Consider the following 20,182-nt stretch of genomic DNA (forward strand, 5'->3'; position numbering starts at 1 on the left):
TATTTTATCGAGCAAGCTCGATAAAAATCCGGGTGCAAATTCGGCAGGCGAATTTGATTATGTAAGATGAAACACGCTAAAACAGAAGGAGTGAAAATGGCGTGACTGAAGAAAAAATTTATGATGTAATTATCGCGGGTGCAGGTCCAGGTGGAATGACAGCTGCCGTATATACATCCCGTGCTAACTTATCTACATTGATGATCGAACGAGGAGTTCCTGGTGGACAAATGGCGAACACAGAGGATATTGAAAACTATCCAGGGTTTGAATCCATTTTAGGACCAGATCTTTCAACAAAAATGTTTGAACATGCAAAGAAGTTCGGTGCCGAATATGCATATGGTGATATTAAAGAAATCATTGACGGTAAAGAATACAAAACCGTTGTAGCCGGATCCAAACAATACAAAGCTCGTGCGGTTATTATTGCAACTGGTGCAGAATACAAGAAAATTGGCGTACCTGGTGAAAAAGAGTTAGGTGGCCGAGGTGTTTCGTATTGTGCCGTTTGTGATGGAGCGTTCTTTAAGAACAAACAACTTTTCGTTATTGGCGGTGGAGACTCTGCTGTTGAGGAAGGCGTGTACTTAACTCGCTTTGCTGAAAAGGTGACCATTGTTCATCGTCGAGATGAATTACGTGCACAAAAAATTCTTCAACAACGTGCTTTTGATAATCCAAAGGTAGATTTCATTTGGAGTCATACATTAAAACAAATCAACGAAAATGACGGTAAGGTTGGAAGCGTCACTCTTGTTTCAACAAAAGACGGCTCAGAGCAAGAACTTACTGCAGATGGTGTCTTTATCTATATTGGAATGAATCCACTTTCTAAACCATTCGAAAACCTAGGAATTACAAACGAGAATGGGTATATCGTTACCAATGAAGTAATGGAAACAAAAGTACCAGGTATTTTCGCAGCAGGTGATATCCGCGATAAGACGCTCCGTCAAGTCGTAACAGCAACTGGTGATGGAAGTATTGCTGCATCAAGTGCTCAACATTATATCGAAGAATTAATGGAAGAGCTAAAAATCAAATTATAGTTTTTGGCGTAGGGGATCTTATTTCCTGTTGTAATTTGGTAAAATTTATTAGGTTTTAACGGAAATGTAACAAGAATGAAATATAAATACGTTATGATAAGAATAGAAATTGACCCCCTTTAATAAATATTTTTAGAAGCGCTAGTTCCCCTAGCGTTCTTTTTTTTGCCTTTTTAGTTAAATCCTACATATAAATGGTATGAAGCTTGTATCGAAAAAATGAATAAAAGAGTGAAGGAACTATCTGAAATATGTATAGTTAATCCTTATCTTTTACATAGGTTATTATAGTATAATTTAATAATTCTTAACTAATACATGTTTATTTATTGTAGGAGGAAAATATGAAAAAAATACTATCAATTAGTTTTGCTTTATTCGTTCTCTTTTTAGCAGCTTGCTCTGGGGGAACCGATGAGAAAACAGAAGACTCAACTGGATCAGATGCTGCAACAGATAACACGGATCAAGTGTTAAAGATTGGCGCGATCCCTGACCAAAATGCATCGGATTTAAATAGAAGCTTAAGTAAACTAGCAGAATATATTACAGAAGAAACAGGCGTTAGAGCAGAATATGTTCCATCTGTTGATTACTCAGCCCTTGTTACAGCCTTCGAACGCAATGAGATCGATTTAGCTTGGTTTGGGGGATTAACAGGTGTGCAAGCGAGAAATAGAGTACCAGAAGCTGAAGCCTTTGCTCAACGACCGATGGATGAAGAATTTCACTCTGTTTTTATTGCGGGTGCTGATACAGGAATTCAGTCCCTTAAAGATTTAAAGGGAAAAAGTTTTACGTTTGGAAGTGAAAGTTCAACATCTGGACACTTAATGCCGCGATATTTCTTAATGGAAGAAGGGATTGACCCTGAAGCTGACTTTGATGGACAGCCAAACTATTCTGGATCCCATGATAAAACGTATAAATTAGTTGAATCAGGCTCTTTTGATGCGGGTGCCTTGAATGTATCGGTTTGGGAATCAGCAGTTGCGGAGAAAAAGGTCGATACAAGTAAAGTAAACGTATTCTACACCACTCCAAGTTACTATGACTACAACTGGACCATTAATAAAGTAGATGAAAAGTTTGGAGAAGGTACGAAAGAAAAGATTAAAGATGCCATTCTTTCCGTTAACAGTTCTAACCAACCAGAAATTATGGAATTATTCCAATCCGAAAAATTCATCGAAACGAATAATGAAAATTACAAAGCGATTGAAGATGTAGCAAGGGAAATTGGGATTATTAAATAGAAGGTGAAGAAATTGACATCACAGAATATGATAGAAATGAGAAATCTATCAAAATTTTACGAGCGGAAGATAGCCTTATCTTCCCTTTCTTTTTCTATAAAAAAGGGGGAAAGGGTTGCTTTAATTGGACCAAGTGGTGCGGGAAAAACGACGTTATTGAATACATTTGCCACATTGATTAAACCAGATGAGGGAGAACTCACCCTTGCAGGCATCCCAGCGTCCAAATTGACTAATCGTAAAGAATTGGCAAAAAAAGTGGGAATGATTCGCCAACAATTTGATCTTGTTGGTCAACTTCCGGTGATTCATAATGTGTTAGCTGGACGTTTAGCAGACTGGGGATTTTTTAAATCTCTCTGGTCGCTTATTATACCACAGGAAAAACAAGCAGCACGTGAGGCTTTAGAGAAAGTAGGTCTTGCTGATAAAATAACAGAACAAACGTCAAAACTATCTGGAGGAGAGCAGCAACGTGTAGCACTTGCAAGACTGCTTTTGCAAAAACCTGAAATCATTCTAGCTGATGAACCGGTTGCTTCTTTAGACCCAGCCAGGGCTGAAGATATCCTTTTTATGCTAACGAAGCTTACCCAAGAAGAAAACCAGACATTAATCACAAGCCTCCATTCAGTGGAATATGCTCGGAAATATTTCACCAGAATCATTGCCATTAAAAATGGCAAGCTTTTCTTCGATTTGCCCGTTCATGAAGTGACGGATCCAATTCTTGTAGAACTTTATTCCCTTGAGGAGTTGGAACTTCATGAATCTTAAACATACACTTGATCTACAACGGAAGAACATTTTAACTCTTGTCTTTATCCTTATCTTTATATGGAGTCTGTTTGCAGTAAACTGGGGTGATGATCTCGTTCATTCTGGAGGGATGGCTACAATCCAACAAGTGTTAGAAGGGCTGATCCAACCCGATTTATCAAAAGATATTCTATTGTTAGCAGTTGAATCAACATGGATTACATTAGCCTATGCTATTGCTGGTATGACACTTGCTGTTATCATTGCCTTTTTCTTTGGGATTTTTGCATCTGGAATTTTCGTGGATGGTAAAGGAATGAAAATGGCTTCAAAGGGTCTTTTTCGTTTTGTTCTTGGTTTTCTACGTGCTATTCATGAACTCGTATGGGCGTTAATTTTTGTAGCGATGTTCGGATTAACACCGCTTTCGGCAATTCTTGCTTTGGGCATTCCTTATGGAGGTATTTTAGGTCGTATTTTTGCTGATATGTTAAATGATATCCCGGAAGAACCAATTAATGCCTTAAGGTCAGCAGGTGCGTCTAAACTACAGTGCTTACTTTATGGTTATTTACCATTAGTGAAAAATAATATTATCAGTTATACGATGTATCGATTTGAATGTGCGATCCGTTCATCTGCTATCATGAGTTTTGTTGGTTTAGGTGGACTCGGATTTCAAATTCAATTGTCCCTGAACGATCTGAAATATGATGAAGTCTGGACCTTTTTATTTTTCCTCATTGGTATTGTTGTGTTAGTCGATTTCTGGAGTAGCCAATTAAGAAAAGGAATGCATGACACAAAGAAAGGCGCACCCATTGTTCGATTTTCCGTTTTTCTGACCTTCCTCATGTTGGCTTTTTCCTGGTGGTTTATTTTCGCAATAGAGAAGGCTAGTTTGACGGACCTATTTTCAGAAAAAAATGCCTACTATGCAGGACAGTTTTTTGCTGGATTATTTGGAGTTGGAGAAGAGCGAGTAGCTTTCTTTGATTGGGAGAGTTGGAAGCAGGCATTGGGTTTAACCTTTGAAACACTAAGAATGAGTATTATGGCGATTGGATTTTCTACAATAGGGATGTTTTTAACCGTTATCCCTGCTGCCCGAAATATTGCCGATGGTTCCTTAACTCTATTGGGTAAGTGGTATAATTGGATTTTATTTGGATTTGTACGGATTATGTATGTCTTTAGCCGAGCGATACCGGAATTGGTGTGGGCCATGATTATCATTTTTATTTTAAAACCAGGGATTTTACCAGGGGCTATTGCGCTGGCGTTGCATAACTTTGGAATATTAGGAAAGCTTTGTGCGGAAGTTATTGAAGATTTAGACCAGGGACCTGTTCGGAACTTGGCATTAAATGGAGCCTCTAAATCGCAAATGTTATTATACGGGGTTCTTCCGACCGTTATGCCTAGATTTTTGACTTATATTCTCTATCGCTGGGAAGTGATCATGCGAACGACCATTGTTGTTGGTTTTGTGGGTGCAGGTGGATTGGGGCAACAATTTAAAATGAGTTTGAGTTTCTTTCATTATACCGACGTTGCTTTGCTTTTAATATGCTATTGTGTACTTGTATTTATTGCTGATTTCATTTCTGAAGCAGCTCGCAAAACAGCTAGATAGCAAATAAACAGTTTTTAAACGCTCCTTGAAGGTAGCGTTTTTTCTCATTTTTAATAGCTAACAGACTTTACCTGTAAACTGTTATAATGATTTCAAAAAATGTGTTTCATATTGGGGTTTCTATCCATTGTTTAGGACTCAAAAAATATAGTATAATAAAGGGAAGCATAGAAGTGAACGAGGGATACTCTTTTTATAGATAAAATAAGAGTGGATCGGGGTGATGGAAATGCAACGTGTAACAAATTGTGTATTATTGAAAGATGATAAAGTATTATTATTACAAAAGCCACGACGTAATTGGTGGGTTGCCCCAGGTGGTAAAATGGAAGCCGGTGAATCGGTTCGAGATTCGTGCATACGTGAATTTAGAGAAGAAACAGGAATTTACTTAAGAAACCCTAATATAAAGGGCATTTTTACTTTTATTATTAAAGATGGAGATAAAATTATCAATGAATGGATGATGTTTACCTTTTTCTCAACAGCGTCTGATGGGTTGAATGTAGATGAATCGGAAGAAGGAATTCTGCGCTGGCAATCAGTTGAGGAAATTCGCAATCTCCCAATGGCTGAGGGGGATTATCATATTTTAGATTATATGGTTCATGGTAATGGGATCATATATGGAACTTTCACGTATACACCGGAGTATCAATTACTGAGCTATCGTTTAGACCCAAGTTAACACAATTATCTAGCTCCAGCGCCTGCCCCCACTAGGTTACAAGTGTATCTAGTGTCGGCTCCTAGGGACTCAGGACATAAGCTAATCACTTCGGAAGGCAAAGACAGCCTGCTGTCAGAATCTATCTTATGCCGGCCGTTCTTGGATAGTCGCTTATACATTTTAATCAATCCTCCCATAAAGGTAAAGAACACCTCACTGGGAGGCTCGTCTTGTGCTTGACGGGGGTAAGAAAGGCGCTTACGCTTTTATTTATAGGGAGGGATGAATATATGAGTACTGGAGCACAGAATGATTCTCAAATCGTTATTATTACAGGTATGTCAGGTGCAGGGAAAACAGTTGCAATTCAAAGCTTTGAGGACTTAGGTTTTTTCTGCGTAGATAATCTGCCTCCCACATTACTTCCGAAATTTCTTGAACTAATGAAGGAATCTGGGAATAAGATGAATAAAGTTGCACTCGTGATGGATTTAAGAGGTAGAGAATTTTTTGAATATCTTTTTAAAGCACTAGATGAATTTGTCGAAGATTCATGGGCTACCCCACAAATTTTATTTCTTGATGCTGATAATGAAACGCTTGTTAGAAGATATAAAGAAACAAGAAGAAAGCATCCACTTGCCGTTCAAACAGGACTTCCACTTGAGGGAATTGAAAATGAGCGATTGATGTTAGCTGAATTAAAAGGGAGAGCTCAGATTCTTTATAATACATCGAAAATGAAGCCAAGGGAACTCAGAGAGAAGATCATTGCCGAGTTTTCTGCTAATAAACAAGCTGTTTTTACAGTGAATGTCATGTCATTTGGTTTTAAACATGGAATTCCGATTGATGCTGATCTCGTCTTTGATGTTCGTTTTTTACCGAACCCACACTATATTGACCATATGCGTGAAAGAACAGGTTTAGATAATGATGTTTCAACTTATGTTCTAAAATGGACAGAAACACATAAGTTTTTAGAAAAAGTAACTGATTTATTAAGTTTTATGATGCCACATTATAAAAGAGAAGGTAAGGCCCAATTGGTAATCGCTATAGGTTGTACAGGTGGTCAGCATCGTTCTGTAGCGTTGGCAGAACATATCGGTCATTATTTTGAAAAAGATTATCATACCCGGATTTCGCATCGTGATATCGAAAAAAGAAAGGAAATAAAACCATGACGGAAACCGAACAACCTAGAGTTGTGATCATTGGCGGGGGTACTGGGTTGCCCGTACTATTAAGAGGGTTAAAGAAATATCCAATTGATATTACGGCCATCGTAACGGTTGCTGATGATGGCGGAAGTTCAGGTCGATTGAGGAATGAATTACAAATTCCCCCGCCTGGAGATGTTCGAAATGTATTAGCCGCTTTATCGGATGTTGAACCTTTAATCGAAGAAATGTTTCAGCATCGTTTTAAGGCTTCAAATGAACTGTCAGGGCATTCTCTTGGCAACTTAATTTTGGCGGCAATGACCTCTATAACCGGAGATTTTATGTATGCGATACAAGAAATGAGTAAAGTCCTGAATGTACATGGGAAAGTTTTACCTGCGGCGAATCAAAGTGTCGTACTACATGCTGAATTAGAAGATGGTTTGATTATTTCAGGAGAATCAAAAATACCTTATTCTGGAAAAAGAATTAAACGAGTATTTTTAACTCCTGATACCATTAAACCGCTTACAGAAACCATCAAAGCGATCCAGGAAGCTGATTTAATTATTATCGGACCTGGAAGTCTTTATACCAGCATTTTACCGAATTTATTGGTTCCACAGATTGGGAAAGAAGTCTGTGAAGCCAAAGCCAAAAAAGTATATATCTGCAATATTATGACACAGGCTGGAGAAACCCTTGACTATACAGCGAGTGACCACGTAAATGCCATTTATGATCATATGGGAAAACCTTTTATCGATACGATTTTAGTAAATAGTGAGGAAATCCCGTTAGAAATTCAGGAAAGATATAGCAAGGAAGCAGCAAGACCTGTTCATTTTGATGTAAGCAGCTTATATGATTTAGGTTTGGAAGTGATTTATGGCGAAATTATTTCCCTTGAGGATGGAATGATTCGTCATGATACAAACGAAGTGGCAAAAATTTTATATACTTTACTACAAAATGAAACCAAACGGCGTTTTAGAGCGTAATTAAGATATTGTTCTTTGGAATAGGGGGTGTTGCCAATGTCTTTTGCTTCGGAAACGAAAAAGGAACTAACGAATTTAGAGGTTAAAGATTGCTGCGGATTGGCTGAGCTTTCAGCCTTAATCCAAATGAACGGTTCACTCTCTTTTACCAATAAAAAAATGGCTGTAGATGTACAAACAGAAAACGCAGCGATAGCCAGGAGAATTTATACGTTAATCAAACGTTACTATCCAGTGGAAGTAAAATTGCTAGTCCGGAAGAAAATGAGATTGAAGAAGAATAATGTCTATATTGTTCGTTTAATGGACGAGGCTAGACGTATCCTACAAGATTTAGGAATTATGGGAGAAGGATTTGAATTCAAAAACGAAATTTCTTCCGAACTAATCAAGAAAAAATGTTGTAAACGATCCTATTTAAGAGGGGCTTTTCTAGCTGGGGGTTCTGTGAATAATCCAGAAACATCTTCCTACCATTTAGAAATCTTCTCTCTGTATCAAGAACATAGTGAATCATTATGTGAATTAATGAACTCGTTTGATTTGAACGGGAAATCATTAGAAAGGAAAAAGGGTTTTATCACCTATTTAAAAGAAGCCGAGAAAATAACCGATTTCTTAATTATTATTGGGGCTAATAATGCGGTTTTAAAATTTGAAGATATTCGAATTGTTCGTGATATGAGAAACTCCGTTAACCGGTTGGTAAATTGTGAAACGGCAAATTTAAATAAAACGATAGGTGCGGCGTTTCGTCAAGTTGAAAATATTAAATATATCGATGAGACAGTTGGGCTAAATGTGTTGCCTGATAAACTTCGGGAAATTGCTGAACTACGTGTGGTTCATCAAGATGTTACCTTAAAAGAACTAGGGGAAATGATAACTAGTGGACCGATTAGTAAATCAGGCATCAATCACAGGTTACGCAAAATTGATGAAGTTGCTGAGAAGTTAAGGAAGGGACAGCCTATTTAAAATAGGGAGTTGATTCAAATCGTTTCTCTGAAGGTATGTGAAATAAAGAAAAATATAAATAGGTTAAAATTTTGAGGAGGAAAAAGAATGGTTGAAAAACAAGTTGAAATTAAGTTAAAAACTGGCTTACAAGCACGACCTGCTGCTATGTTTGTTCAGCAAGCAAATCGCTTTTCGTCAGATGTGTTTTTGGAGAAAGATGGCAAGAAGGTAAATGCAAAAAGCATTATGGGTTTAATGAGCTTAGCTCTTGGTACTGGAAGTAAGGTAACCCTTTCTGTTGATGGAAGTGATGAGAACGAAGCGATTAAGGTTCTTACTGAATTTGTAGAGAAAGAAGTTTAATTCTCTTGAACAAATTTCAAGATTCTATATTAAAAAAAACTCGCAGCCTTGAAAAGGATGCGAGTTTTTTTTACCCTAAAATAAGTTTTCTGAAGTTAGATCAGTGTCTAGCTTCAGCGCCTACCCCCTCGAGGTCACAAGCCAATCCGTCAAGAAGATTAAAGTACAATCTTCATGCCGGCTCGTCTTGTGCTTGTCGGGGGTGGGCAAGGCGCCTGCGCTTTTCTTACTTTTCAACAGAGCTGCTGCGTTCAATAATATGGTCTATTAAGCCATAGTCTTTTGCTTGTTGGGCTGTCATGAAGTTGTCACGATCAGTATCTCTTGAAATTACTTCAAGTGGTTGACCAGTGCGTTCAGCCATTATTCCATTTAATTTGTCACGTAAGAATAAAATACGTTTAGCAGCAATTTCAATTTCAGTTGCTTGACCTTGAGCGCCACCTAGTGGTTGGTGAATCATCACTTCAGCGTTAGGAAGTGCGTAACGTTTTCCTTTTGTACCTGCTGTTAAAAGGAAAGCACCCATTGATGCTGCCATTCCGATACAAATCGTTTGAACATCAGGTTTAATAAATTGCATGGTATCATAGATTGCCATACCAGCTGTAATACTTCCACCAGGACTGTTAATATAGATGGAGATATCTTTTTCAGGATTTTCAGCTTCTAAGAAAAGTAATTGTGCTACAATTGAATTTGCAACGTTATCATCAATCGCACTGCCCAGCATGATAATGCGGTCTTTTAAGAGGCGGGAATAAATATCATAAGCTCGTTCTCCGCGGTTTGTTTGTTCAATAACTGTAGGAATTAAATTCATTTTCATCCTCCTCCACATTAATAAATCTTACTACAGCTAAAAATATATGTAATGATTCGATAGCTGTTCGTAATTTAATCATACACTGATGGTCAAATAAGGTCAAATAATAGACTCTTCATTTGAAAAAGTTATTTTCGACAAAAATTTCATATACTATGTATGTACGGTAGAATCGTTTCTATCATTGCCAAATTTTTTTCTCACTAAACCATCCATTCAAAAAAGCATAAAAAAACCACTTATCTGCAAATGATAAGTGGTCTTAGAAAGTTCATGAGCGCCCTCGGCAGGAATCGAACCCACATTTTCAGAACCGGAATCTGACGTGCTATCCGTTGCACCACGAGGGCTTATTTAAAACAGCGCCTTTCTATTATAAGTCAGGTTCAAAAACTTTGCAAGAACCATTTAAATTTTTCTGTGTATAGTGTAAGAGTTACAATACTTGCTGGTTTTCTGTCATATAACAAACAAAGTCGACATAAAATTTTTAAATCTACCCGTAGTGTGGCTCTTGTTGTAAAATAGAAGAAGGGGTGAATAAAGTGGAGTTAAAACCAGGTTTATGGCAACAACAAACAGTCAAGTTAGCGATGACACAAGAACTTAAGCAGGCCATTACATTACTACAATATTCCAGTATAGAGTTGTATGAGTTTCTCGAGAACAAGGCGTTGGAGAATCCACTTATGCAGGTCGAAACAACAAATGTCGAAGTAATGGATCCTCGTTATGATCGGGTAAAAAAGACGAAAAACACCTCACAAACAGATAGACAGACATGGCTCGAGCAAATTGCTAACAAGGATAAAACTACAATACGTGACTTTGCAAAACAACAAATAAACTTTACATTATACGATAATCAAATGAGAAGAGTCCTCTTATTCTTATTGAACAGTCTTGATGAAAATGGATATATCCAGATATCGATGGAAGAAGTGGCATCGATTCTGTCGGTTCCGATTGAAGTGGCCAGGCAGGCCTTAGAGGTTATTCATAGCTTAGAGCCAGCTGGCATCGGAGCTCGGAATTTACAGGAGTGTATTTTACTTCAGATTGATACAGGCAATGAATTTAATGATTTAGCGATAAAGATTATTGACGAATATTTTTCTCTATTTGCCGAAAAAAGGTGGAAACAAATTGCAAAGGAACTCAAGGTCGAATTAACACAAATACAAGAGGTTTATGATTATGTTCAAACTTTAAATCCGCGACCTGGTTCTGATTTTCAAACCGATCATACAACCTATATTGTTCCAGATGTTGTAATCAAATGGGAAGGCGAAGAGTTAACTGTTAGTATTTACGATGGGTCCCTCCCTAAAATTCAGTTTAATGAATCCTATTTTCGTCAATTTCAATCCAATTCCGATGAGAAAGTTAAACGCTTTCTTCAAGAAAAACAACAAGATTTTCAATGGATGTTGAAGAGCATTGAACAAAGAAAAGAAACCATTCTGAAGGTAACTTTGAAAATCGTTGAAAAGCAACCAGATTATTTTAGGCGTGGTCCAGATCATTTAAAGCCATTGACGATGAAGGAAATCTCAGAAGAACTCGGGATTCACGAATCAACGGTTAGCAGGACTGTAAGAGAAAAATATGCGCAGACCCCATTTGGTACCGTTGAATTAAAGTCTTTCTTTTCAAGTACGATTAAAACCACTTCTGCTGAAGAAACCTCTTCTACCAGAGTGAAAAAAGAGATTCAGCAGTTGATAGATAGCGAAAGTAAAGCAAAGCCTTTATCTGATCAAGACTTAGTCGGTCTTTTAAAACAAAGTGGAATGATTGTATCACGAAGAACAATAGCAAAGTATCGTGACCAACTTGGGATCCCATCTTCATCAAAAAGAAAACGTTTTGAATAATTTACAGACAAAGGTGTGAAGATAATGACAAAGCGACAAACTGTGACCCTTTTTACCAGAAAGGGTTGTCATTTATGTGAAAAAGCAAAAGAGGTGATAAAAGACCTCCAGGGTCTAATTGATTTTAACTTTGAAGAATTAAATATAGAGGAAAAAGATGAATGGACGGAAAATTTCGGACTAAAAATTCCGGTTGTCATGATTAATGGTAACGAAGTTCAATATGGTCAAATAGATAAAATAACCATTAGTAAAGCGTTATCACAATAAAAAATAAACTTTTTCACGATAAGAACGCTTACATAAAAAGTAATGATTGAATTACTATAATATTCCTGTTAATATAATTTTGCAGGGATTAATTTTTTTTGTGCTATGTGGGACATAAAATGTCTAACGGGGACATTTATTGACCAATAGTAAAGGAGCTACATAAAATGAAATCAGTAATAGAATTACAAAAAAAATTATTACCTGATTTACTTGAGATTATGCAAAAAAGATTTCATATTCTTCAATATATTGGTGCCATGGAGCCAGTTGGGCGAAGAAGTTTGGCGGCTACTCTTGGATTAACTGAAAGAGTATTAAGAAGTGAAGTAGAATTTTTAAAAGAACAGAAGCTTTTATTTAGTACTAGTGCAGGGATGAGCTTAACAGAAAATGGGCGAGAACTCGTTCTAAAGCTGGAAGGTTTTATGCGTGATTTATCTGGTTTAGATGAAATGGAGTCCAAATTAAAAGAGTTACTTCAAATTAAAAAGGTCTATGTTGTCCCAGGAGATAGTGATCTTCTTGCGTGGATCAAAAATGAATTAGGTAAGACTTGTGTCATGTGCATAAACAAAATCCTAAAAGGAAAGAATATCATTGCGGTTACTGGTGGATCCACTATGGCAACAGTCGCGGATATGATGAACCCACAATCTAGTCAACATGATTTCCTTTTTGTTCCAGCACGTGGTGGGCTTGGAGAAGATGTAAAAAACCAAGCAAATTCCATATGTTCTCAAATGGCAGAGCGTACACATGGTAAGCATAGAGTTCTTTATGTTCCAGACCAAGTTAGTGATGAGATGTACAAATCCATGATTAAAGAACCAGAAATTCATGAAGTCTTACATTTAATTCGATCTGCCAACATGGTTTTACATGGAATTGGAGATGCTATGACAATGGCAAAACGAAGAAAAACTGCGCCTGAGATTATAGACCAACTTCAAAAGAGTGAAGCTGTGGGAGAAGCATTTGGTTACTACTTTAATGAAGCAGGTGAGGTAGTACATAAAGTGCAAACGATTGGACTTCAATTGGATGATCTCGAGAATGCCCAGCACGTAATTGCCGTAGCAGGTGGTGCTTCAAAGGCTAAAGCTATTGGAGCTTATATGAAACAAGCACCTTCATCAACCATATTAATTACAGATGAAGGAGCAGCAAATGAGTTATTAAGAGGGAATTCCCTTTAATTAATAAAAAATATGTCCTTATATTAAAGGAGGAAATTAAACATGGCAGTAAAAGTAGGTATTAATGGTTTTGGTAGAATCGGACGTAATGTGTTACGTGCAGCATTAAATAATCCAAATATAGATGTGGTAGCAGTTAACGATTTAACAGATGCAAACATGTTAGCGCACCTTTTAAAATATGATTCAGTACACGGTAGATTAAACGTAGAAGTATCAGTAAATGGAAACAACCTAGTTGTGAATGGCAAAGAAATCATCGTTAAAGCTGAACGTAACCCAGCTGACCTTGCTTGGGGAGATCTTGGAGTAGAAGTAGTTGTTGAATCTACTGGACGTTTCACAAAACGTGAAGATGCAGCAGCACACCTTGAAGCAGGTGCCAAAAAGGTTATTATCTCTGCTCCAGCTAATAACGAAGATCTTACAATCGTTATGGGTGTTAACCAAGATCAATATGATCCAGCAAACCACCATGTACTCTCAAATGCATCATGTACAACAAACTGTTTAGCTCCATTTGCTAAAGTTTTACATGAAAAATTTGGTATCAAACGCGGAATGATGACAACTATTCACTCATACACAAACGACCAACAAATCTTAGATTTACCTCATAAAGATTACCGTCGTGCTCGTGCTGCTGCTGAAAACATGATCCCAACAACAACTGGTGCAGCAAAAGCAGTTGCTTTAGTATTACCTGAATTAAAAGGTAAATTAAATGGTATGGCTGTACGTGTACCAACTCCAAACGTATCTTTAGTTGACCTTGTTGCAGAACTTGACAAAGAAGTAACAGCTGAAGATGTAAATGCAGCACTAAAAGAAGCTGCTGAAGGTGAATTAAAAGGAATCTTACAATACAGTGAAGAACCACTAGTATCAAGAGATTATAATGGTGACCCTCACTCTTCTTCTGTAGATGCTCTTTCTACAATGGTGATGGAAGGCAATATGGTAAAAGTTATCTCTTGGTATGACAACGAAACTGGTTATTCTACTCGTGTTGTTGATTTAGTAGAATATATTGCTTCAAAAGGTCTATAATTTTTATAAAACCATTGCAAAATTTTCCATTAAACGTCTATAATGATATAGGATTCTTTTGGGTGGGACTAATTTCAACCCACCGATTAAAATGCCCATTATGACGAATTAGTAATGACGACAGGGGAGCGGGGAACATTCCCCCTCCTTTTTTATATGTTTAACTTTCTTCAGCATATATCGCTCACATTGATCAGGGGCAGTTTATTGGTAGTAAAATCTGAGCTGAATAAAGTGTTAAAGCCTTCGGCGAATTCACAAACATTTTCAAAGGAAATACCCTGCGTAAGATCGACGAAAATATAGGGTAACTCCCAAAGGCAATTTGATACTGTTCCACATCAATCTTTCATATCAAGGAGGATCTTCACGTTGAACAAAAAAAGCGTAAAAGATATCGATTTAAAAGGGAAAAGAGTTTTTTGTCGTGTAGATTTTAATGTTCCAATGCAAGATGGGAATATTACAGATGAAACACGTATTACAGCAGCCCTTCCAACTATTCAATATTTACAAGAACAAGGGGCATTGGTCATTCTAGCAAGTCACTTAGGACGCCCAAAAGGACAAGTGGTTGAAGAACTGCGCCTTACTCCTGTTGCTAAACGACTTTCTGAACGATTAGGAAAAGAAGTTAAAAAAGCAGATGAAGCATACGGTGACTCTGTTAAAGCCTTAATCAGTGAAATGAACGAAGGGGACGTTCTTCTTCTTGAAAACGTTCGTTTTTATCCAGGTGAAGAAAAAAATGATCCTGAATTAGCAAAAGAATTTGCTCAATTAGCAGATGTATATGTAAACGATGCATTTGGTGCTGCTCACCGTGCACATGCTTCTACTGAAGGGATTGCTCATCATTTACCAGCAGTTTCTGGATTCCTTATGAACAAAGAATTAGAGGTTATCGGCAAAGCTTTATCCAATCCTGAGCGACCATTTACAGCCATTATTGGTGGAGCAAAGGTAAAAGATAAAATTGGGGTTATCGAAAACCTATTAGATATCGTTGATAATCTTATCATTGGTGGCGGCTTAGCTTATACTTTCGTAAAAGCACAAGGTCATGAAGTTGGGAAGTCTCTTTTAGAGGAAGACAAAGTAGATCTTGCAAAATCTTTTATGGAAAAAGCGAAAGAAAAAGGCGTTAATTTCTACATGCCTGTTGACGCAATTATTGCCGATGACTTTTCTGCTGATGCTAATACAAAAGAAGTAGCAATTGAAGAAATTCCTGCTGATTGGGAAGCGTTGGATATTGGTCCAAAAACCGCAGAACTATACCGTGATGTTATCCAAAAATCAAAATTGGTTATTTGGAACGGACCAATGGGAGTTTTTGAAATGGATAAATTTGCGGGTGGAACAAAAGCTGTAGCTCAAAGCTTAGCAGAATCTAGTGATACATATTCGATTATTGGTGGTGGAGATTCAGCAGCTGCCGTTGAAAAGTTTGGTTTAGCGGATCAAATGAGTCATATTTCGACTGGTGGAGGAGCTTCACTTGAGTTTATGGAAGGAAAAGAACTTCCTGGAGTTGTGGCTTTAAACGATAAATAATATTTTTATAAATGCCGTTTCGACCATAGTCTTTCCATTATGATCGAAACGGCACAAGATCTAATGGATGTCACTGGATCCATTAGATAGATGTAATTGCTTGAAAGGGTGTGCAAACATGAGAAAGCCAATTATTGCGGGAAACTGGAAAATGTTTAAAACACTTCCTGAAGCAAAGAGCTTTATGGAAGAAGTGAAAAATGCAGTACCAGCTAAAGAAGAAGTGGAGTCTGTTGTTTGTTCTCCAGCTCTATTTTTAGAAAGTCTAGTGAATTCAGCAAAGGGTACTAACGTCGGTGTTGGGGCACAAAATATGCATTTTGAAGAAAGTGGTGCTTTTACAGGAGAAATTAGTCCTGCCGCTTTAGAAGATCTAGGTGTACAATATGTCATCCTTGGACACTCTGAACGCCGCGAAATGTTTAATGAAACAGACGAGGCAGTTAACAAAAAAGTCCTATCCGCTTTTAATCATGGTATCACTCCAATCGTTTGCTGTGGGGAATCGTTAGAACAACGTGAAAGTGGAATTACCAATGAATTTGTTGGTGGACAAGTTCAAAAAGCATTAGCTGGTCTTACTCAAGAACAAGCAAAACAAGTCGTGATCGCTTATGAACCCATATGGGCAATTGGAACTGGTAAATCTTCTACGGCTGAGGATGCGAATGAAGTATGTGCTCATATTCGTTCTGTTGTTGCTGAACAATTTTCACAAGAAGTGGCACAAGCAGTCCGTATTCAATATGGCGGCAGCGTTAAACCAGCTAATATTAAGGAATATATGAGTCAACCTGACATTGATGGAGCTTTAGTGGGTGGAGCTAGTCTTGAACCTGCATCATTCCTTCAATTATTGGAGGCTGGAAAATATGAGTAAGGCACCTGTAGCGTTAATTATCTTAGATGGATTCGGATGTCGTGATGAGCATAAAGGAAACGCTGTTTATCATGCGAAAAAGCCTAATTTCGATCGGTATTGGAAGCAATTTCCACATAATCATTTAACGGCATCAGGTGAGGCTGTTGGTCTTCCAGAAGGTCAAATGGGGAACTCCGAAGTTGGACATATGAATATCGGTGCAGGACGTATTGTGTACCAAAGCTTAACAAGAGTGAATGTTGCCATTCGTGAAGGGGAATTTGTTAAAAATGAAACATTCCTAGATGCGATAAAGCATGTGAAAGAAAATGACTCTGCTCTTCATTTGTTTGGTTTGCTTTCAGATGGCGGCGTTCACAGTCATATCAACCATATGTTTGCCTTACTTCGCCTTGCAGCTGATCAAGGCTTGGAAAAAGTTTACGTCCATGGCTTTTTAGATGGTCGTGATGTAGGCCCGCAAACAGCCAAAATCTATGTTAACGATGCTCTTGAAAAAATGAAAGAGTTCGGGGTTGGTGAATTTGCTACTATTTCTGGACGTTATTATTCAATGGACCGTGACAAACGTTGGGATCGCGTAGAAAAATGTTACCGAGCCATGGTGTATGGAGAAGGTCCAACGTATTCGGATCCCCTTCAAGTCATTGAAGATAGTTATGAACATGGAATTTATGATGAATTCGTTATTCCTTCTGTTATTACAAAGGAAAATGGGGAACCGGTAGCAACGATCCAAAACAATGACGCTGTTATTTTCTATAACTTCCGTCCAGACCGTGCGATTCAAATCTCAAATACATTTACGAATAAAGATTTCCGTGACTTTGAGCGTGGTGAAAAGCATCCATCACCGTTACACTTTGTTTGTTTAACCCATTTCAGTGAATCAGTGGATGGTTATGTCGCTTTCAAACCAACAAACTTGGATAACACGCTTGGAGAGGTACTTTCACAAAATGGCTTAACCCAATTGCGAATTGCAGAAACAGAAAAATATCCTCATGTAACATTCTTTATGAGTGGCGGACGTGAAGCGACATTTCCTGGTGAAGAGCGAATTCTGATCAATTCACCAAAGGTGGCTACATACGATCTAAAACCTGAAATGAGTGCTTATGAGGTAACAGATGCACTGCTTGCTGAGATTGAAGCTGATAAATTTGATGCGATTATCTTAAACTTCGCAAATCCTGACATGGTAGGTCACTCAGGTATGCTTGAGCCAACCGTTAAAGCAATCGAAACCGTTGATGAGTGTCTAGGAAAAGTTGTTGATGCCATTCTTGCTAAAGGTGGAAAGGCAATCATTACTGCTGACCACGGGAATGCCGATGAAGTTATTACTCTTGAAGGAAATCCAATGACAGCACATACAACAAATCCTGTTCCTGTCATTATCACACAAGAAGATATTGAAGTTCGTGATGATGGAATCCTTGGGGACTTAGCACCAACCATGCTTGATTTATTAGGTGTACAAAAACCTGAAGAAATGACTGGAAACTCTTTGATTAAAAAGTAAATGAAACATGGGGACGGATCTCATGTTTCACTTCCTAAATTTTAACACTTCGTTATAAGTTAGTAATTTTTATGTTTTTATAAAGTTTGGAAATTATATTCTATGTACGATTAAAAAGGAGAGACTTGCAAATGACAATTATCCAACATGTTTATGCTCGTGAAGTACTTGATTCACGTGGAAACCCAACAGTAGAAGTAGAGGTATATACAGAATCAGGATTCTTTGGACGTGGAATTGTTCCATCTGGTGCTTCAACTGGTGAATATGAAGCTGTTGAACTACGTGATGGTGACAAATCTCGTTACCTTGGTAAAGGTGTTTTAAAAGCAGTAGAAAACGTGAATGAGGTTATTGCGGAAGCAATCGTTGGTCTGGATGTAACGGATCAAGCCTTAATCGACCGTACTATGATCGAATTAGATGGTACAGAAAACAAAGGGAAATTGGGTGCTAATGCCATCCTTGGCGTTTCATTGGCGGTTGCACATGCTGCTGCAAATGCAGTAGGACTTCCATTATATCGTTATTTAGGTGGGTTCAATGCGAAACAACTTCCAACCCCAATGATGAACATCATCAATGGTGGATCCCATGCTGACAATAACGTGGACTTCCAAGAATTCATGGTTTTACCAGTTGGTGCTCCAACATTTAAAGAAGCAATCCGTATGGGTGCAGAAGTGTTCCATGCATTGAAAGCTGTTCTTTCAAGCAAAGGCTTAAACACAGCAGTTGGCGACGAGGGTGGTTTCGCTCCAAACCTTGGATCTAACCGTGAAGCTTTGGAAGTAATTATCGAAGCAATCAAGGCTGCAGGCTATGAAGCAGGAAAAGATGTGTTCTTAGGTATGGACGTTGCATCTTCTGAATTCTATAACAAAGAAACTGGTAAATACGATCTTGCAGGGGAAGGCCGTACAGGCTTAAGTTCTGAAGAAATGGTTTCTTTCTATGAAGAACTTTGCAATGAATTCCCAATCATCTCAATTGAAGATGGTTTAGATGAAAACGACTGGGAAGGTCACAAACTATTAACAGACCGTCTTGGTAAAAAAGTTCAATTAGTTGGTGACGACTTATTTGTTACAAACACGAAGAAATTAGCAGAAGGTATCGAAAAAGGCGTTGGTAACTCTATCCTTATCAAAGTAAACCAAATCGGTACTTTAACTGAAACATTCGAAGCAATTGAAATGGCAAAACGCGCTGGCTATACAGCAGTTGTTTCTCACCGTTCTGGTGAAACTGAAGATGCAACAATTGCTGATATCGCTGTTGCAACGAATGCTGGTCAAATTAAAACAGGTTCAATGTCTCGTACAGACCGTATTGCAAAATACAACCAATTACTTCGTATTGAAGATGAGCTTGGCGATTTAGCGGTTTATGATGGATTAAAATCTTTCTATAACTTGAAGAAATAATTATGAATAAGGTAAATTCCGGCTGAATTAAGTCGTAATTTATGGCTTCTAACCTCCTATCTATATGTGGTAAACCACAATATTTAGGAGGTTTTTTTGCATGGTGAGTTTAATTAAAGTAATACATTACATCTGTTTTAAAAGCTTCTAAAGTAAAGAAGAACTAGAGCAAAGTCACAAAAAACTTGACGTTTTTTAAAATCAGTTATAATTAAACTTGATAAACTAGTGCGTAATATAGAATAAACAAAGAAGGTATCTATTTTTAAATAAAAAGTAAGCTTTCTATGTTTTTTGTCAAGGAATTGTCACAAAGTTACAAAAAAGATAATTCGCAGAAGAGTACTTCTTTAGATAAATATGTTATTATGAAAGAAAAGTCCAAGTTAGGGAGGGTTCTGAATTGAACAAACATTCTTTTGAAGCTGCTCCGCTGATACAAAACTTTTGTGATTGGTTACAGGAACAAAGAAAATCACCGAATACGATTAAAACGTATAAACGTGAAATGGAAAAGTATCAAGAGTGGCTCCAGGAACGTGGAACAGGCATTGGGTATTTAAAAAAAGTCGATATACAATCCTACATCTATCATTTAGAAGAGCAACAAAAAAGTGTAACAACGATTGATAAAACGGTTGGTGTGATCCGTACTTTTGCGAAATACCTAGGAAAGCCTGAACTAACATTTGGATTAGAACTACA

The 20,182-nt window shown here is 37.6% G+C and carries 19 protein-coding genes and 1 tRNA gene (1 of these 20 running past the window's edge); 18 read left to right on the forward strand and 2 right to left on the reverse strand.

The window, feature by feature from the left end; all coding sequences use genetic code 11:
* The first annotated feature begins 101 nt into the window (after nucleotides 1-101).
* From trxB to Q5760_RS04445, 9 genes are all read left to right on the forward strand, one after another.
* Nucleotides 102-1,052: a thioredoxin-disulfide reductase gene (gene trxB, locus Q5760_RS04405; protein ID WP_428911035.1), complete on the forward strand. Its 951-nt coding sequence runs from the start codon at nucleotides 102-104 to the stop codon at nucleotides 1,050-1,052.
* A 344-nt stretch (nucleotides 1,053-1,396) separates the two neighbouring features.
* Nucleotides 1,397-2,308, forward strand: coding sequence for a putative selenate ABC transporter substrate-binding protein (locus tag Q5760_RS04410; RefSeq protein ID WP_428911036.1), 912 nt, complete (start codon nucleotides 1,397-1,399; stop codon nucleotides 2,306-2,308).
* Between the two features lie 3 nt (nucleotides 2,309-2,311).
* Entirely contained in the window at nucleotides 2,312-3,085 is a 774-nt protein-coding gene (locus Q5760_RS04415; RefSeq protein ID WP_428911037.1) for a phosphonate ABC transporter ATP-binding protein, read from the forward strand.
* Nucleotides 3,075-4,703, forward strand: a complete 1,629-nt coding sequence (locus Q5760_RS04420) for a PhnE/PtxC family ABC transporter permease (RefSeq protein WP_428911038.1) — start codon at nucleotides 3,075-3,077, stop codon at nucleotides 4,701-4,703. The genes Q5760_RS04415 and Q5760_RS04420 overlap by 11 nt, the downstream gene beginning before the upstream one ends.
* 229 nt (nucleotides 4,704-4,932) lie before the next feature.
* Nucleotides 4,933-5,391, forward strand: coding sequence for an NUDIX hydrolase (locus Q5760_RS04425; protein WP_428912493.1), 459 nt, complete (start codon nucleotides 4,933-4,935; stop codon nucleotides 5,389-5,391).
* Between the two features lie 272 nt (nucleotides 5,392-5,663).
* A complete protein-coding gene (gene rapZ / locus Q5760_RS04430) occupies nucleotides 5,664-6,560 on the forward strand; it encodes an RNase adapter RapZ (RefSeq protein ID WP_428911039.1) in 897 nt (298 codons plus the stop codon).
* Nucleotides 6,557-7,540 carry a gluconeogenesis factor YvcK family protein gene (locus Q5760_RS04435; protein WP_428911040.1) on the forward strand — a complete coding sequence of 328 codons (984 nt, stop codon included), beginning with the start codon at nucleotides 6,557-6,559 and terminating at the stop codon, nucleotides 7,538-7,540. The genes rapZ and Q5760_RS04435 overlap by 4 nt, the downstream gene beginning before the upstream one ends.
* A gap of 36 nt (nucleotides 7,541-7,576) precedes the next feature.
* Nucleotides 7,577-8,518, forward strand: coding sequence for a DNA-binding protein WhiA (whiA, locus tag Q5760_RS04440; protein ID WP_428911041.1), 942 nt, complete (start codon nucleotides 7,577-7,579; stop codon nucleotides 8,516-8,518).
* Nucleotides 8,519-8,605: 87 nt separating this feature from the next.
* Complete coding sequence (locus tag Q5760_RS04445) at nucleotides 8,606-8,863, forward strand: HPr family phosphocarrier protein (RefSeq protein WP_428911042.1); 258 nt, start codon at nucleotides 8,606-8,608, stop codon at nucleotides 8,861-8,863.
* Between the two features lie 226 nt (nucleotides 8,864-9,089).
* Here Q5760_RS04445 and clpP read toward each other — a convergent pair whose 3' ends face one another.
* Both clpP and Q5760_RS04455 read right to left on the reverse strand, forming a co-directional pair.
* A complete protein-coding gene (gene clpP / locus Q5760_RS04450) occupies nucleotides 9,090-9,686 on the reverse strand; it encodes an ATP-dependent Clp endopeptidase proteolytic subunit ClpP (RefSeq protein WP_428911043.1) in 597 nt (198 codons plus the stop codon).
* 281 nt (nucleotides 9,687-9,967) lie between these two features.
* Nucleotides 9,968-10,039: transfer RNA gene (locus Q5760_RS04455), tRNA-Arg, on the reverse strand.
* Nucleotides 10,040-10,234: 195 nt separating this feature from the next.
* On the opposite strand from Q5760_RS04455, the gene rpoN reads away from it, so the two are divergent.
* The 9 genes from rpoN to Q5760_RS04500 form a co-directional block, all read left to right on the forward strand.
* Nucleotides 10,235-11,566, forward strand: coding sequence for an RNA polymerase factor sigma-54 (rpoN, locus tag Q5760_RS04460; RefSeq protein WP_428911044.1), 1,332 nt, complete (start codon nucleotides 10,235-10,237; stop codon nucleotides 11,564-11,566).
* 24 nt (nucleotides 11,567-11,590) lie between these two features.
* The gene (locus tag Q5760_RS04465) at nucleotides 11,591-11,836 is read left to right on the forward strand and encodes a glutaredoxin family protein (RefSeq protein ID WP_428911045.1); all 246 of its coding nucleotides are present in this window, start codon (nucleotides 11,591-11,593) and stop codon (nucleotides 11,834-11,836) included.
* 167 nt (nucleotides 11,837-12,003) lie between these two features.
* Nucleotides 12,004-13,035: a sugar-binding transcriptional regulator gene (locus Q5760_RS04470; protein WP_428911046.1), complete on the forward strand. Its 1,032-nt coding sequence runs from the start codon at nucleotides 12,004-12,006 to the stop codon at nucleotides 13,033-13,035.
* A gap of 42 nt (nucleotides 13,036-13,077) precedes the next feature.
* Nucleotides 13,078-14,085, forward strand: coding sequence for a type I glyceraldehyde-3-phosphate dehydrogenase (gene gap / locus Q5760_RS04475; protein ID WP_428911047.1), 1,008 nt, complete (start codon nucleotides 13,078-13,080; stop codon nucleotides 14,083-14,085).
* 372 nt (nucleotides 14,086-14,457) lie between these two features.
* Nucleotides 14,458-15,642 carry a phosphoglycerate kinase gene (locus Q5760_RS04480; protein ID WP_428911048.1) on the forward strand — a complete coding sequence of 395 codons (1,185 nt, stop codon included), beginning with the start codon at nucleotides 14,458-14,460 and terminating at the stop codon, nucleotides 15,640-15,642.
* A 118-nt stretch (nucleotides 15,643-15,760) separates the two neighbouring features.
* Nucleotides 15,761-16,522 (forward strand): triose-phosphate isomerase, encoded by a 762-nt coding sequence (gene tpiA / locus Q5760_RS04485; RefSeq protein ID WP_428911049.1) that lies wholly within the window; start codon nucleotides 15,761-15,763, stop codon nucleotides 16,520-16,522.
* Complete coding sequence (gpmI, locus tag Q5760_RS04490; RefSeq protein WP_428911050.1) at nucleotides 16,515-18,050, forward strand: 2,3-bisphosphoglycerate-independent phosphoglycerate mutase; 1,536 nt, start codon at nucleotides 16,515-16,517, stop codon at nucleotides 18,048-18,050. The genes tpiA and gpmI overlap by 8 nt, the downstream gene beginning before the upstream one ends.
* Before the next feature lie 131 nt (nucleotides 18,051-18,181).
* Nucleotides 18,182-19,477, forward strand: coding sequence for a phosphopyruvate hydratase (gene eno, locus Q5760_RS04495; protein WP_428911051.1), 1,296 nt, complete (start codon nucleotides 18,182-18,184; stop codon nucleotides 19,475-19,477).
* A 403-nt stretch (nucleotides 19,478-19,880) separates the two neighbouring features.
* Nucleotides 19,881-20,182, forward strand: the beginning of a protein-coding gene (locus tag Q5760_RS04500) for a tyrosine-type recombinase/integrase (RefSeq protein ID WP_428911052.1). It continues 532 nt past the right edge of the window; 302 of the gene's 834 nt are visible here — the first part of the coding sequence; its start codon is at nucleotides 19,881-19,883; its stop codon lies beyond the right edge, outside the window.

Source organism: Niallia sp. Kr1 (assembly GCF_050389805.1).
GTDB lineage: Bacteria > Bacillota > Bacilli > Bacillales > Cytobacillaceae > Bacillus_BD.